Below are 14,429 nucleotides of genomic sequence, written 5' to 3'. Positions count from 1 at the left end.
CCCGAAGGCGTGCTGCGTATTCTACTGATTTCAGTCACAGTGTCAAATACTTTCTTCATTTTTTTTTAATTGTTTTCCTTTGCTTACCGACCGGAGTCCATATAGATCCATACATGCCCATGTTGGGCATTTTTTGCATCATATTTTAGCTGAAAATATCGAATATTTCATTAATGTCTAAGTAGGTATTGTCATGCTTGTGGAAAAATTGAACTATGAGACTATCTCTGCACTCTAGCTTTTAAGAATGATAATTATTACTTAATACGCTCATATGTATAAAAAGTCATATCATATTTATTTTTTTCATCGTGTTGTCTGAACTGTTTCTCACGACAGTGCCATATTGATTCATCAATTTCTGGAAAAAAAACATCTGCCGTAAATTGCTGATGTATTCTTGTGATATATAAGTAAGTAGCTTTATTTATTGCCTCAGAAAAAAGTTCTGCTCCACCTATAATCATAATCTCGGGAAACTCTTTGGTTTGATTAATTGCTTTTTCCAATGAATTAAATACAGAAACACCTTCTATTGAGGTTATGCTATGACTTAATACAATATTTAGTCTTCCTGGAAGGGGTTTTCCTATAGAAGCAAATGTTTTTCTTCCCATCACGATGGGCTTGCCCATGGTAATGGCTTTAAAGTGTTGTAAATCGGCTGGTAAATGGCAAAGTAACTGATTGTTGAAACCAAGCCCCCCAGCTTCATCAATTGCGGCAATTAAACTTATCATGATCTCATCCTGGATATAGCCATAGTCTTTGCCATATCTACAGCGGCAAACATTGAACCTGAATCGAGTAAATTTTTACCTGCCAATTCTAAAGCAGTACCATGATCTACTGAAGTACGAATTATTGGTAATCCTAAAGTCACATTAACTGCTTTATGAAAATCAGCATATTTAATTACTGGTAAACCTTGATCATGATACATGGCAACATAAGCATCACAATTTTGTAAATGATTTTCAATAAATAGAGTATCTGCAGACATAGGTCCCTGAACATTAATGCCTTGTTTTTGTAGAAACATAATAGTGGGGGTAATTACCTCAATTTCTTCTCGACCCAAGTAGCCTGATTCTCCTGCGTGTGGATTTAAACCAGCTACTTTAATACATGGATTTTTAATATTAAAATCCTGGATTAACGAGTGATGCACCTGACTAATTACTTTAATAATCAACTCTGAGGTAATTGCATCCGGTACCATACGCAATGGAAGATGTGTAGTAACTAAAGCCACCTTCATCTCATTACATGCCAACATCATCACTACATCTTTTTTGTAGAATTGTGCAAAAAATTCAGTATGACCACTAAATGAGATGCCTGCTTCATTAATAGTTGCCTTGTGAACGGGAGCAGTAATCAAGCCCGAAAATTCACCGCGCCCACATAATGTGGCTGCCTGGTTTAACAGTTCGATAACATACCTGGAATTTTCTGGATTAAGACAGCCACTCTGAACTGGATTAGGACAAGTTACTGAAAGCACTGTTAAATGATTATGTTCCGGTTTGATATCTTGTCCGCTTTGGTATGGAGTAAAGTAAATAGTGCAGTTTAATTCTTTTGCTCTAGCCTCTAATACCGCCTGGTCTCCTAATATCACCAGCGGAAAATCATATTTCGCGAGAGCCAGACATAAATCAGGGCCAATTCCTGCCGGCTCTCCACTGCTAATGAGGAGTGGCTTCACGCCAGTTCCTTGTCAATAATATTAACATATGCATCAGAACGAATATGTTGTTGCCAATTTTGTACTGCTTCTGCAAACTTCCGTTGTTGTAGAAATTGTCGTACTTGCTGTTTTTTAAAGGCTTCTGAATCATCTTCTTTCTTACGGCCAAGCACTTGAATAATATGCCAACCAAATTGTGATTTTACAGGAGGACTAATTTCATTTACAGCCAATTTATCCATAACTTTCTCGAACTCAGGAACTAACACCCCTGGCGAAACCCAACCCAAATCTCCACCTTTAACAGCACTGGCCGAATCCAAGGAATATTGTTTTGCCATGAGAGCAAAATCCTTGCCCGCCCTTAATTGCTGGTAAATATTGTTCACTTGTTTCTTTGAATCTTCAGGTAGTATGCTTGGATCAGGTTTTAAGAGAATATGACGAACATGAGTTTTAGTAATGACATGATGTTGGTTCTCACCGCCAATGGATACCAGTTTAATTAATTGAAAACCGTTGCCTGCACGAAGGGGGCCTGCTACTTGTCCCGCTTTCATATTCACTACTTCCTTTGCAAATAATTCGGGTAACTCTGCTAAATGACGGTCACCTAAATCACCCCCTTCCAATGCAAATTCACCACTGGAGTTTTCTATTGCCAAACGGCTAAAGTTCTCGCCTTTTTTTATCTTTACCAATAACGATTCTGCTTTGCTTTTAGCTTTTTTTACTTCTTCAGATGTAGGTTCTTCACTTAATGGAATAACTATATTTTGAAGATGATAGGTGATTGCAGAACGATCGACTACCGCTCCTTCTGTTTTTAGGTATTGTTCAACTTGCTCATTCGTAACAGCGGTATCTCTTCCTACTGCTTTTTGTTGTAAGTTAGAAAGGAGCATCTCTTTACGAATATTTTCTCTGTATTCCTCCCACGTCATTCCTTGCCTAATAATTTCTTCTCGTAATTGAGTCAGAGTGGCGTGATTTACTGCTGCTATTTTTTCTATCGCCTGATTTAATTCGGGCTCATCTACAGCAAGTCCATGTTGTTTTGCCATTTGCAATTGCACATTCACATCAATTAAGTGTTGAAGTACTTGCTTGCGCAATACCGAATCCGCTGGAACTTGCATTTTTTGCGCAATAATTTGCTTTTTAGTTAATTCAACTTGTTTGTTAAGCTCACTTGCAGTAATCACTCCATTATTAACGACTGCAACCACCTTATCTAATAGTTGTTTTGCTTCTGATACCCCAATGGCAGCAAACAAGATGCATACAAGGGTTATTTTTTTATACATACCTTAATCCTTATTACTTTTTTCGAGCAATTTAGGTTATTTTTATCCAAAATACAAGCACATTTATATCACTTTATACCACTATTTACTTTAACCGTGAAATGGATCAATATATCCTGGTATATAAGTATTCAATATACCACCAGGATCTCTATTTGCTACCGATCCTAAGCCTTTTAATAAAATTTGCAAATAGATATTGTTATTATATTGAGGCAAATAGTCAGCATTTAAACTCTTAAAAGTTCTTCCTCCTAAGATTCTTAGTGCCCAACAACAACTATCATATTGCATCCCCAATAGAGACATCATACTGTAACCTTTACTAATGTTATGACTGTATGCACCCACAGTGCTCCATCGATCACTAATCGGCCAAGAAACAGAAACAATCCCTTGATGTAATGCATTATCTACTCCTGCATTATTCCTAACTTTTGTTACATCTCCATTAACTAAATAGCTGTAACCAAAATTAATAATCGCATTCTGCTTAGGCTGATAATGTAAATTCAAACCACCATTGTTTGTCGCAGAAGTAGCAGGATCCCACACATAATTACCGAGAACTTTCAAAGCAGGGTTGAAATGATAAACCGCTCGAGAGGCTATAGGTGAAAAACCATAAAATGGAGACAATTGTCCGATTTCAAAAGGTCTTGGCATACAAAACCCAGTTGGGCTACGACATAGCTGTACTTTTCTATCCGAAAAATATTTGATTTGCCCAATAGAAAAACTAGCACGTTCAACACCAGTTTCTTCAGACAACCAACGGGAGGTCAAGGCATAAGATAACTGATTGGCATCCCCAATTCGGTCATACCCTGAAAAACGATTCGTTCTAAAAAGCTGATCAAAATTAAAAATCATATTCGCAGTATCATAGATAGGCAACTGACTTTGATTATAAAAAGGTACATACAAATAGAATAAGCTGGGCTCTAAAGTTTGCGTATAAGCCCCTCCCTTCCAATTAAAATTACGATCGAAAAATAAACCGCTGTGAGCGCTGAGACGTGGAATAAAACGATTATATTCAGTGTTCACATCATTCCAATTGTTCTCAACCTGATAATAGTTTTCTACAAATTCTACTGATGGTGTAATAAATCCCCAATCAGCTCGCTGAGGTAAAGAAAGCACCGGATTTAAATGAAATCGGGGACCTTGAGGTTTTTTTCTCCTTGGGGTCTGCCAAGTTGATGTTGGCCAAAAAAACTGATCATATTGCCCTATGATATTTAAGCGCGCCTCTGCAGGCAATTCATTATAATAACCACGAGCAGACAATTGCGGCAAACGCTCGTATTGATCGGCAATAGGCGTCTCATTAATTGGATGTAACGTTTGAAAACTTTGAGCCATACCTTTAAAAGTCCAATGCTCTGTTGAATAAGTTAAATCTGCTTGACGCAATAATTGTCTTTGAGTAATCAGGGCTAAATTAGAACTAAAATCCTGGAAATAATAATCATCAGAAACTTGTTGAACATTTACATTTAATCGTAAATCTGGAGTAAATTGCGTTGTATTAAGAAAACCAAAAAGCCATCGATTTGTTGATTTATCTTTAAAGGAAGGAAATTGCTCCGCATGGCTGTTCAAAAAATTTCGATAAGCAGCATCATCCGGCAAAAAGTTCCCAACAATCATTCCGGCAGTGTTTCTAGTTAAATACCGGAACTCACCACCTAACATCACATTACGTTTAGAGTAAAGATGCGGGGTTAAAGTCAAATCATAGTTTGGTGCAATATTCCAATAATAAGGGAGTCCTAGATCAAAACCACCTACATTAGAATATCCTCCTAAAGGCATTAAAAAACCTGATTTACGTTCTTTAGTTGTAGGGAAACTCAAATAGGGAACATAAAGAACAGGCCATTCATGGATGCGCAATTTAACATTTCTGGCAACACCTATTTTTTTCTTATTATCAATAACAATTGATTTAGCCTCAATATTCCAAGCTTTATCTTGTGGAGCACATGTGGTGTAAGTTGCCTGACGCAACAAGTAATCTGAATTAGGAAAGCGTTGCATTAAAGCGGCCCTTCCCCATGCAGGCAATATGGCAGTACGTTTATTAGTATTAAACCGATAGATTACATCTTCGGTTTGACCCGATTTATCCTGAGGATTAATCATAGCCTTACGAGCGATCAGTAATTTATCAGGTTCCAGATAACGCACATTTCCCAGGAACTCAATTTTTGTAATTTGCTTGCTTTTGGGATCTCGATATACATATGCAGTTTGTGCATTGACTATTCTCTGGTTTTGTTGAATCTCTACATTTCCTTTCAAAGTTGACGGTTTATCTTGATAAAAAGAAACGCGATCCGCCATAATTCTTATTTCATCAGGTGAAGCCAGAGGTGTAACCGTAAGGGGTTGGTACGAGCCAAGACAAAGAGGAGAGCTTTGATCTGCTTGCCATCCCAAACATTGGGCAAACTTTGCTCTTACTGCATCAGTTAAATCAACATCGCGTGCTATGACACAAGCCTGAACTGGTTCATCAATCAAAGTGGCAGAGTAAGCCAGCGCATGATAAATTACCATGAGCAAAATGAGCATAGTCGTCAATATGCTCATCAAGAACCATTTGAATGAAATCTTGTTCACAGATAATAAAATGCCTTATTATGCACAAAAAATATGTAACTAATCACTTTTGATCGTCATACTCGCATGAGATTTAATTGCGGTAAAATTCATCCGCAACCCACTTCTTTACTCTCTCAATTCATGAGCGAAGTGATCTTAGTTATAAGTTACAACCAGAAATAATGATGGGGGAGTATACCATGCATGCAAGAGAAAACGCACTGAAAGAATGGTTAATTGATACACTAAAACTGCAAGATTTTCAGTTAGCTCCTTTGGCTGGAGATGCCAGTTTTAGAAAATATTTTCGTCTTCAATACAACGGGCTCACTCGCGTGATTATGGACGCACCTCCTGGAAAAGAAGATCTCAACCCGTTTATACATATTGCGCAAACCCTTGAGAAAGCGGAGGTTAATACCCCCAAAATTCTCGCGATGAATTTAGAAAATGGATTCTTGTTATTAAGTGATTTAGGAGACCAACTTCTTTTGCATGCTCTTCACTCTGAAACCGTGAATGTTCATTATCATGATGCCATAAGAACTTTATTTAAAATTCAGACGTGCTCAATTAATGATCCGTTGCTTGCTCCATTTGATAAAACTCATATGCTTAAAGAAATGAATTTATGCCTTGAATGGTTTTTTAATGCATATCTTGCCTTGGAACTCAATCAAGATGAATGTGATTTAGTCCAACAAACTATGGAATGGATTGCCTCTGAGGTAGCTCAGCAGCCATTAACCTTTATTCACCGTGATTATCACTCTCGCAATCTGATGATTTTGCGAAACCAAGCAGAATCCGCTTTGGGAGTTATCGACTTCCAAGATGCAATGTGTGGCCCCTTCACTTATGATTTGGTTTCTTTACTTAAAGATTGTTATATTTCCTGGCCACGACGTAAGGTTTTAGAATGGGTTGAATTTTTTTACACTCAAAGTTCTTTAACTAAAGATTATTCTTTGGCTGAATTTATTCGTGCGTTTGATCTTTGTGGCTTACAAAGGCACTTAAAGGTTTTAGGAATCTTTTGTCGTTTGCACTTACGAGATAACAAACCGGGATACCTTAAAGATTTACCTTTGACCTTGAAATATGTGTTTGAATGTACAGAAATTTATGATGAATTACGCCCATTTTTCCAATTTCTGCAAATGAGAGTTTATCTACCATGAAAACTGCTATGATATTAGCCGCCGGGCGCGGCGACCGCTTGAAACCTCTTACTGACGTTACGCCGAAAGCTTTGTGCATGGTTAAAAAAATGCCTTTAATAGAACATCATATAACGAATTTGGCAAAAGCTGGTTTTGAACGATTGGTGATCAATCATGCCTACCTTGGAGGCAAAATTCGCCAGCATTTAGGCAAAGGAGCACGTTGGGGAGTTGAAATTTGTTACTCACCAGAACCTCCCGGAGGATTAGAAACTGGTGGCGGCATTGTAAATGCACTGCCGCTATTAGGTGTTAACCCCTTTATTACCGTCAACGCAGATATCTATACGGATTTTGATTTTTCGCAAATACACCTGGAACATATTAATTCGATTCATGTGGTTTTGGTAAATAAAAATCCGGCGCTTAATCATCACGGTGACTTTGGGTTAATCAATCAGACTCAATTAAGTAACACAAATCCAGAATATACGCTTGCAGGAATCTGCTGCTACCATCCACAGATATTTGCCCACTGCATGCAAGGGCGCTATTCCGTCGCGCCTTTAATTCGTCAATATGCCGCACAAAATAAAGTAACCGCCCATGTTTATGATGGGCTCTGGTTTGATATAGGAACTCTAGAGAGGCTCCAAGCAGTGAATAAGATTTAAATTTAGCAGTGTACACGGTGCAGCCAAAGCCTTTGATGCTCAAGACCAATTTTTTGCTCTCGCTGCACCAGATAGTGCGGATTAAGAAGCCGGCCCAACATTTTGAGGCTGTTCGGGTTCTGGCTTTTCTTCTTCCAGTTTAGCTTCCTTAATTAGCGTATCTACAGCTTTCTGAGCAGCAGCTTTCTTGATTTCTTCCAATCGATGTTCGCCTGGGTATTCACGTTGTCGAGATACGAGTTCGGATTCAACGCCGCTCTTCTTCAAATATTCCTTAAATTCTTTAGCGGAATCTGCCATTAATGCCTCCACTTCTTCTGCAGTCAATTTTATTTGATTCCCTCCCGGGTTGTTTTTATAGAAATTGCCCTCTTTTGTTACAACTCGATGCTCATTAGCTAACCATGCGTTAAACAAACGGTCTAGGGCATCAATTGTACCCACTTCCAACGGAGGGGCTTCTTTCTCGGTCGAAGCATATCCACGAACAAAATGCCCCTCCTCGCTGATCGCAAAATCGAAGCGAATACTTGGGAAATTCTTTTTAGATAATGCATCGATAGCTTCTTCCGCAATTCTACTCTGCATTAAAACGAGAGCCGGTTTCGGGTCTTGACCTTTCCAAATTTGTGAGTCTTGAGAAAATTTATATTCCACAAATTTAGCATACTCATCTACTACTTTTAGTACTTCTTTCCCAGTTGCTATTGCTTCTGGGTTTCTATTTATCCACTTTGAATTTTCAACGATTTGGTGAACTCGTTCACGTATATACTGAGCTCCTTCCGGTGTAGTTTCTCCAGTTTGCATCGTCTTTAAAATATCTTCCCTGGGTGGCAATGTCACATTTTTGGTGGATACTATTACAGGTGCATTTGCAGACATAGATTAATCTCTCTTCCGAACTTTACTTATTGTATTGACTTAATTATAGCAAACTGGCGTTGTGTACAGGAAAACCGATTTTTAGCTCACCCGTTAAAAATTTGTAAAATATAGGACAAATGAACAGTTTTTGTTCCTACTGTCCTAAACGATTCACAAACCTAGTACTAAAAACTCCTTCACCATGGGGAGTGCTTCTAAGAAGAAGCATCTCCCTGCATAAACGGTGATTTAATCTTATCAATAACTGACTTAAATGATTGATTTTTCATTGACTCAAAAGTGAACTCATCAACTAAAATGGCATCCCAGCGGACGGCTTCCGTTGCAAGTAAAGCATCCATTTCCTGTTGAGTTAATTCCTTTTTTTCGACCTTTTCTTTTAATTTTTCCTTTAATTTACCAAATTTAACCCGTCTTAAGTCACCGGTCTTTTTGATAAGCTCGTCTGTTTGAATGATTTGCTGTAACGCATGCTCCACTCTATCTATTGGTTGTTTGGGGTCACCACTCAGGTAAACGATGTTCTTCAACCGCTCACGATATTGATTATTTGTGGTCATCAAACGAGCTAACTTTTGCTCCAACTTATCCGTAGGATAACGCATAGTCTGCCCCAAAGGAAATGCTAAGATGCGGGCGAGCCCTCCCAGAAATCTGGAGGGGAAGTTATAACACAAGGCGATCATTGCTCTTTGTGCGTGATAAAAACAATAGGACACTGCCCATCGAGCATGTAACAGATCATCAGGATTTTCATTATTCAATTGAGCATTACGTAAAACTGCCATTGCCATATAAAGATAAGACATTCCATCAGCAAGACGTGCTGACAGACGTTCTTTGCGCTTTAAATCCCCTCCCAGCACAATCAAAGATAAATCTGCAAGCCATGCATAAGCGTGGCTCAGACGTGCTAGCCGCTTATACTCACGTTTCATTTTTTGCTTGGGTGCGCTAATAAATATTCCACCAGTCCATCCAGAACAAATTGCTTTGGCAAAATTTTGCATGAAATATTGAATATGTTTCCAGATAACTTCTCTAAATGCTGTTTTATCCTGGTTGGAAATAGCATAAAACTCATGACGTATGTATGGGTGACATGCCATAGAACCTTGTCCAAAAATTAACAAGTTTCGTGACATTACATTTGCCCCTTCTACAGTAATGGAAATAGGAACCCCGTTATAAAAATTAGTTAAATAATTCCGCGGCCCCACCACTACAGCACGCCCTGCATGCACATCCATAGATGAATTGACCACTAATCGTGCCAGTTCGGTATTAAAATATTTAGCAATTGCGGAAGCGACGGAGGGCTTTTTATGCTCATTTACAGCAGCAACCGTCAGTAATCGATTTGAATTAATCAAATAATTTAAACCCGCGATCTCCGCAAGTTTCTCTTCAACTCCTTCAAACTGGCCAATTTCTACATTAAATTGACAACGTATGCGTGCAAAGGCACTGGTTGCGAGATAGCATGAAGAGGAAGAACCCGCACCAAGTGCAGGTAAAGAAATCGAACGACCAATTGACAAACATTCAACCAACATTTGCCATCCACTACCTATGCGTTTCTGACCTCCGATCACTGTTGTTATAGGCACAAAAATATCTTTCCCACGAATAGTTCCATTCATAAACGGTTGATCAGAAGGTAAATGGCGGTTGCCGATTTCCAAGTTTTTGGTATCGCGTGGAATCAGGACACAAGTGATTCCTTCTGCGCCTTCGCCCTGTAACAAATCATCGGGATCTTTCACATTGACTGCAAGACCAATTAACGTTGCTACTGGTGCTAAAGTAATCCAACGTTTGTCTAAAGTAATATTTAATCCGAGTACCATCTTACCATCAACTTTCTTCTTCATGACGATCGCAGTTGATTGAATGGAGGTTGCATCACTGCCTGCCCCAGGTTCAGTTAAGGCAAAACAGGGTATATCAATACCTTTCGCAAGACGCGGGAGGTAATGATTCTTTTGTTCCTCAGTACCGTAATAATTAATTAATTCACCAGGGCCTAATGAATTAGGTACCATAACAGTTACTGCAGCGACACCTGAACGACTGGATATTTTCATTACCACATCGGAGTGTGCGCGCGCTGAAAATCCCTTACCACCATATTCTTTTGGGATCACCAAACCGAAAAATCCATTTTCTTTCATGTACTTCCAAACATGCTCGGGTAAATCTCGTGTTTGGCTAATTTCCCACTCATCAATCATACTGCATAAGGTATGGGTCTCATTATTAAGAAATAATTGTTCTTCTCCTGTAAGCTCCGTATAAACGTTCGCCAATCTATCCCAATCTGGTTTTCCAGTAAAAATATCTTGTTCTATCCAGGTATCACCTGCATTAAGCGCTTCTTCCTCGGTTTTTGATAACTTAGGAATCGATTTACCGGCTTTCTTATAGAGGTAATCCGCAATCACTGCACGTAAGGGTTCGAGGTACACCACGAGTAAAGCCACAATAATCACAAGCCAAAGTAAAAAGCCAATAACCCAAGGCAAGCCAATAGCAAATGTGGCTACAATTAAATAAAAGACACTTCCTAATTCCCAAACTAACGGGTTCATTGCTCTATAAAGAACAATTAGGGTAAATATCAAGTACACGAAAAAGAACAGAATGGCCATAATATCAATACCTTCCCTTGCTTTGCATAATAAAGCTGTAGTATATACTCTTTATTTTGCGAGTAGCAATTGAGCACGAACCAACGCTTAGTCTGGAATTTCGAATTTGCCCCCAAAGCAAGCTTACCCTTGGCTCATTTTGTGGATAAAAAAGACGAACAATTAAAATGGGAGATTCGTTATTTTTGGCCAGATAATGAAACGATTATTTTAAACACTATTGATAATTCATTACTCGAGTTAGCTAATTATAAACAGAAAATTCGAGAAGATTATTATTATTTACTGCCTGGACAAAACTACAACATCAAGAAACGCCGAGAACAGCTGCTTTATAAACCATTACTCAAACAAACAAACCACGCTGCTGGTTATGGAACAAAAATAACCCTTGAACAAACCCAAGAGCAACCTATTTATCCAGAGTTACACGAGATAATGCAACACGTTGAAAAGGAAGGCATCGAAGTTTTTGTGAAAAAGGAAGCGCTTATCTATAAATTTCCAACAAAACCCAAAGTGAAAATCGAGCTTGCCCGTCTTGAAGTACTCCAAAAAATTTATTTTAGCGTATGTATTGAAGGAAGATCACTTCATCTCGTAGAGATGATTTCCAAGCACTTGCTGAATGAACCCGTTTCCTGCGAATATGTAACTTTCCTGAAAAATTTACTGCAATTATGATAAATACTCTGTTCGCGATTATTCTAAGCTTTGGAAAAATTGGTCTTATTTCCCTAGGAGGAGGTAATTCCATGTTAAAACTATTGGAATATGAAGCTGTTGAATATCGACATTGGATTGGACAAGAAGAATTTATTGCCATGGTTGGTTCAAGTTTTATTTTTCCAGGATTAACCGGGGTCAAATTATCTGCGCTTATAGGATATAAAGCCGCTGGAATCACCGGTCTGGTTCTTGCTGTCCTTAGCCTTAACTTGCCGGGGTTAGTAATGGCCATAGCAGGCTATCATTGGCTGACCAGCCATAATGGACCTGGAATGCGAAAAATAATGATTGGCGTACAATATGGTGCATTGGCTTTACTCGCTGCGGCCAGTTACTCAGTAGCGCAAGGCGTCGTCGGCATGTATTTTTCTATTCCAATTGCGCTGTGTTGTTTTGTATTTTTTCTCACTTTAACTTTTTGGAATTTATCACCCTTTTATGGTTTTATAGGTTTTATAACCGTGTGTTTTTTTCTGGTTCGTTAAAGTCTAAAATAGTAATATGCCCAGGTCTACTGGATAAGGGATCTCCATTTTTGCCCAGATAGTAGAAATGTTAGACCCTAATATTTAAAAAATAAATGGAGTTACTCCCTTGGAAACTGTGTTGGATAATCCAGAATATTATATCAATCGAGAATTTTCTATTATTGCATTTAATCAGAGAGTTCTTATGTTGGCTAATGATGAGCGCGTGCCTTTGCTGGAGAGAATGCGTTTTCTTAGCATCTGCAGCAGTAACCTTGATGAGTTTTTTGAAATACGCGTTGCCGGCCTTAAAGAAAAAATTGCTCTATCTTCGGGAAAATTAACAATTGATGGTTTACGTCCTGATGAAGCATTTAGCCAGATCAGCCAAAAAACACATAAACTCATAGATCAGCTTTACTCCATATTTAATAAACAACTTCTCCCGGCATTGGATAAGGAAAATATTCACTTTCTTGATACTGAAAAATGGACCGACGACATCCACTTGTGGGCAAAACACTATTTTAAACATGAGATTCAACCCGTAATTAGCCCAATCGCTCTTGATTTAGCACATCCTTTACCGCAACTGATTAATAAAAGCTTAAACTTTATTATTTCTTTAAGTGGTAAAGATGCTTTTGATCGAAATATTAATTATGCAGTAGTACATGCTCCAAGATCGATTCCCAGGATTATTCATTTGCCTTCAGAGTTATGTGGAGATGCGCATTATTTTGTTCATCTCTCCTCAATTATTACTACCCATGTAAATAGTTTATTCCCAGGGATGGAGATTAGCGGTTGCTATTCTTTTCGCCTTACTCGCAATAGTGATCTGTTTTTGCGAGAAGAAGAAATTGATGATTTGGCCAAAGCCGTACAACGAGAGATTTTTTCACGTCATTATGGCCATGTAGTTCGACTTGAAATTGAAAAAAATTGCCCAGAAAAAATTGTTGATTTCTTATTGCAAAAATACCATTTACGTCATGAAGATACTTATTATTGTGATGGACCAGTTAACATCCAACGTCACTTAACTGCAATTAACAGTATTGATAGACCGGATTTGAATTACCCATCTTTTACAGCACAATATCCCGACTTTCCAAAGTCAGAACGTAATTTATTTAATGTCATTGACGAACAAGACATTCTGCTGCATCACCCATACCAAAGCTTTGAAGTGGTTATTGATTTTGTAAGGCAGGCAGCGAGCGATCCTAATGTTCTGGCGATTAGTCAAACTTTATATCGTACTCGCTCCCAATCAGTAATGGTTGATGCTTTAGTGGATGCGGCTCATTCAGGCAAAGAAGTTACTGCCGTTATAGAATTACGGGCTCGGTTTGATGAAGAATCCAATCTGAAATTGGCAAATCGTTTACATGCCGCAGGAATTCTAGTGCTTTATGGTGTTGTAGGGTATAAAACTCATGCCAAAATGACCCTGGTTGTCAGACGCGCTCATGGGAAATTAAAGCGTTACGTACATTTAAGTACAGGGAACTACCATGAATACACCGCAAAACGATACACTGATTTGGGTTTACTAACTTGTGAGCCTACCATTACTTCCGATATTCAAATCATTTTTCAACAGTTAACTGGCCTTGGCAAAGTAGTTAAACTCAAAGCACTAAGCCACTCGCCTTTCACGCTACAAAAAACGCTGTTGCAATACATTGAACAATGCAGTGCAGCCGCATTAAAAAAAGGAGGCGACACTGAAATTCTCCTTAAAGTAAATGGGTTGGCTGATAAAACCATAATTCAAGCTTTATATAAGGCATCACAAGCAGGAGTTAAAATCAATTTGCTTGTGCGTGGAGTATGTTGCCTCAAACCTGGAGTACCTGGTATTTCAGAAAATATACGTGTGCTTTCCTATATTGGCCGCTTCCTAGAACATCATCGGGTATTCTACTTCCGCATTCATGAGGAAGAGTATTATTTTTGTTCCAGTGCTGATCTCATGGAAAGAAATTTATACCATCGTATTGAAATTATGTTTCCAATTCTTGATGAAAACTGTAAAAAAAGAATCAAACAAGAAATCATTAAAAACTACCTCAAAGACAACAGTAACACGTGGGAAATGCAAAGTGATGGCAGCTATAAACCCGTAACTCAAGGAAGTAATTGTGCTCAGGAAAAGCTTATTAAGCTCTATCAAGATGAAGAACGTGCGGTGTAATAATGCTCTTTGATGTCTCACTGCTTGTCCCTGAGAGATGT

The 14,429-nt window shown here is 38.5% G+C and carries 11 protein-coding genes; 5 read left to right on the top strand and 6 right to left on the bottom strand.

The genetic code is table 11. The annotated features are described in order from the left end of the window. Positions 1–257: 257 nt before the first annotated feature. The 4 genes from Ltuc_RS14795 to Ltuc_RS14780 all read right to left on the bottom strand — a co-directional run bounded on the left by Ltuc_RS14795 (position 258) and on the right by Ltuc_RS14780 (position 5,601). Positions 258–740: a dihydrofolate reductase gene (locus tag Ltuc_RS14795; protein ID WP_058522125.1), complete on the bottom strand. Its 483-nt coding sequence runs from the start codon at positions 738–740 to the stop codon at positions 258–260. Then, the gene (gene pdxA / locus Ltuc_RS14790; RefSeq protein ID WP_058522124.1) at positions 737–1,711 is read right to left on the bottom strand and encodes a 4-hydroxythreonine-4-phosphate dehydrogenase PdxA; all 975 of its coding nucleotides are present in this window, start codon (positions 1,709–1,711) and stop codon (positions 737–739) included. Before pdxA ends, Ltuc_RS14795 begins: the two co-directional genes overlap by 4 nt. After that, positions 1,708–3,000, bottom strand: a complete 1,293-nt coding sequence (locus Ltuc_RS14785) for a peptidylprolyl isomerase (protein ID WP_058522123.1) — start codon at positions 2,998–3,000, stop codon at positions 1,708–1,710. Before Ltuc_RS14785 ends, pdxA begins: the two co-directional genes overlap by 4 nt. A 90-nt stretch (positions 3,001–3,090) precedes the next feature. Further along, complete coding sequence (locus Ltuc_RS14780; protein WP_058522122.1) at positions 3,091–5,601, bottom strand: LPS-assembly protein LptD; 2,511 nt, start codon at positions 5,599–5,601, stop codon at positions 3,091–3,093. Between the two features lie 212 nt (positions 5,602–5,813). Here Ltuc_RS14780 and Ltuc_RS14775 point away from each other — a divergent pair, with 212 nt between their 5' ends. Further along, a complete protein-coding gene (locus Ltuc_RS14775) occupies positions 5,814–6,794 on the top strand; it encodes an aminoglycoside phosphotransferase family protein (RefSeq protein ID WP_058522121.1) in 981 nt (326 codons plus the stop codon). Further along, positions 6,791–7,450: an N-acetylmuramate alpha-1-phosphate uridylyltransferase MurU gene (murU, locus tag Ltuc_RS14770; RefSeq protein ID WP_058522120.1), complete on the top strand. Its 660-nt coding sequence runs from the start codon at positions 6,791–6,793 to the stop codon at positions 7,448–7,450. Before Ltuc_RS14775 ends, murU begins: the two co-directional genes overlap by 4 nt. Positions 7,451–7,531: 81 nt before the next feature. On the opposite strand, the gene Ltuc_RS14765 is transcribed toward murU, so the two are convergent. Together Ltuc_RS14765 and Ltuc_RS14760 are read right to left on the bottom strand one after the other, a co-directional pair. Further along, a complete protein-coding gene (locus tag Ltuc_RS14765; RefSeq protein ID WP_058522119.1) occupies positions 7,532–8,335 on the bottom strand; it encodes a hypothetical protein in 804 nt (267 codons plus the stop codon). A gap of 197 nt (positions 8,336–8,532) precedes the next feature. Beyond that, positions 8,533–10,989 carry an acyl-CoA dehydrogenase gene (locus tag Ltuc_RS14760; protein ID WP_058522118.1) on the bottom strand — a complete coding sequence of 819 codons (2,457 nt, stop codon included), beginning with the start codon at positions 10,987–10,989 and terminating at the stop codon, positions 8,533–8,535. A gap of 69 nt (positions 10,990–11,058) precedes the next feature. On the opposite strand from Ltuc_RS14760, the gene Ltuc_RS14755 reads away from it, so the two are divergent. The 3 genes from Ltuc_RS14755 (at position 11,059) to ppk1 (ending at position 14,388) form a co-directional block, all read left to right on the top strand. Further along, entirely contained in the window at positions 11,059–11,673 is a 615-nt protein-coding gene (locus tag Ltuc_RS14755) for a hypothetical protein (protein WP_058522117.1), read from the top strand. Continuing rightward, a complete protein-coding gene (locus Ltuc_RS14750; RefSeq protein ID WP_058522116.1) occupies positions 11,670–12,203 on the top strand; it encodes a chromate transporter in 534 nt (177 codons plus the stop codon). The genes Ltuc_RS14755 and Ltuc_RS14750 overlap by 4 nt, the downstream gene beginning before the upstream one ends. Positions 12,204–12,312: 109 nt before the next feature. Beyond that, positions 12,313–14,388 (top strand): polyphosphate kinase 1, encoded by a 2,076-nt coding sequence (gene ppk1 / locus Ltuc_RS14745; RefSeq protein WP_058522115.1) that lies wholly within the window; start codon positions 12,313–12,315, stop codon positions 14,386–14,388. Positions 14,389–14,429: the final 41 nt, after the last annotated feature.

Origin of the sequence: Legionella tucsonensis (genome assembly GCF_001468035.1) — a bacterium.
Taxonomy (GTDB): Bacteria; Pseudomonadota; Gammaproteobacteria; order Legionellales; family Legionellaceae; genus Legionella; species Legionella tucsonensis.
This window is presented reverse-complemented; position numbering and strand designations above follow the sequence as displayed.

Coding starts and splice junctions, on each gene's coding strand:
- Ltuc_RS14795 (WP_058522125.1), bottom strand. CDS start 740: ATGATAAGTTTAATTGCCGCAATTGATGAAGCTGGGGGGCTTGGTTTC.
- Ltuc_RS14785 (WP_058522123.1), bottom strand. CDS start 3,000: ATGTATAAAAAAATAACCCTTGTATGCATCTTGTTTGCTGCCATTGGG.
- Ltuc_RS14780 (WP_058522122.1), bottom strand. CDS start 5,601: ATGAGCATATTGACGACTATGCTCATTTTGCTCATGGTAATTTATCAT.
- Ltuc_RS14775 (WP_058522121.1), top strand. CDS start 5,814: ATGCATGCAAGAGAAAACGCACTGAAAGAATGGTTAATTGATACACTA.
- murU (WP_058522120.1), top strand. CDS start 6,791: ATGAAAACTGCTATGATATTAGCCGCCGGGCGCGGCGACCGCTTGAAA.
- Ltuc_RS14765 (WP_058522119.1), bottom strand. CDS start 8,335: ATGTCTGCAAATGCACCTGTAATAGTATCCACCAAAAATGTGACATTG.
- Ltuc_RS14760 (WP_058522118.1), bottom strand. CDS start 10,989: ATGGCCATTCTGTTCTTTTTCGTGTACTTGATATTTACCCTAATTGTT.
- Ltuc_RS14750 (WP_058522116.1), top strand. CDS start 11,670: ATGATAAATACTCTGTTCGCGATTATTCTAAGCTTTGGAAAAATTGGT.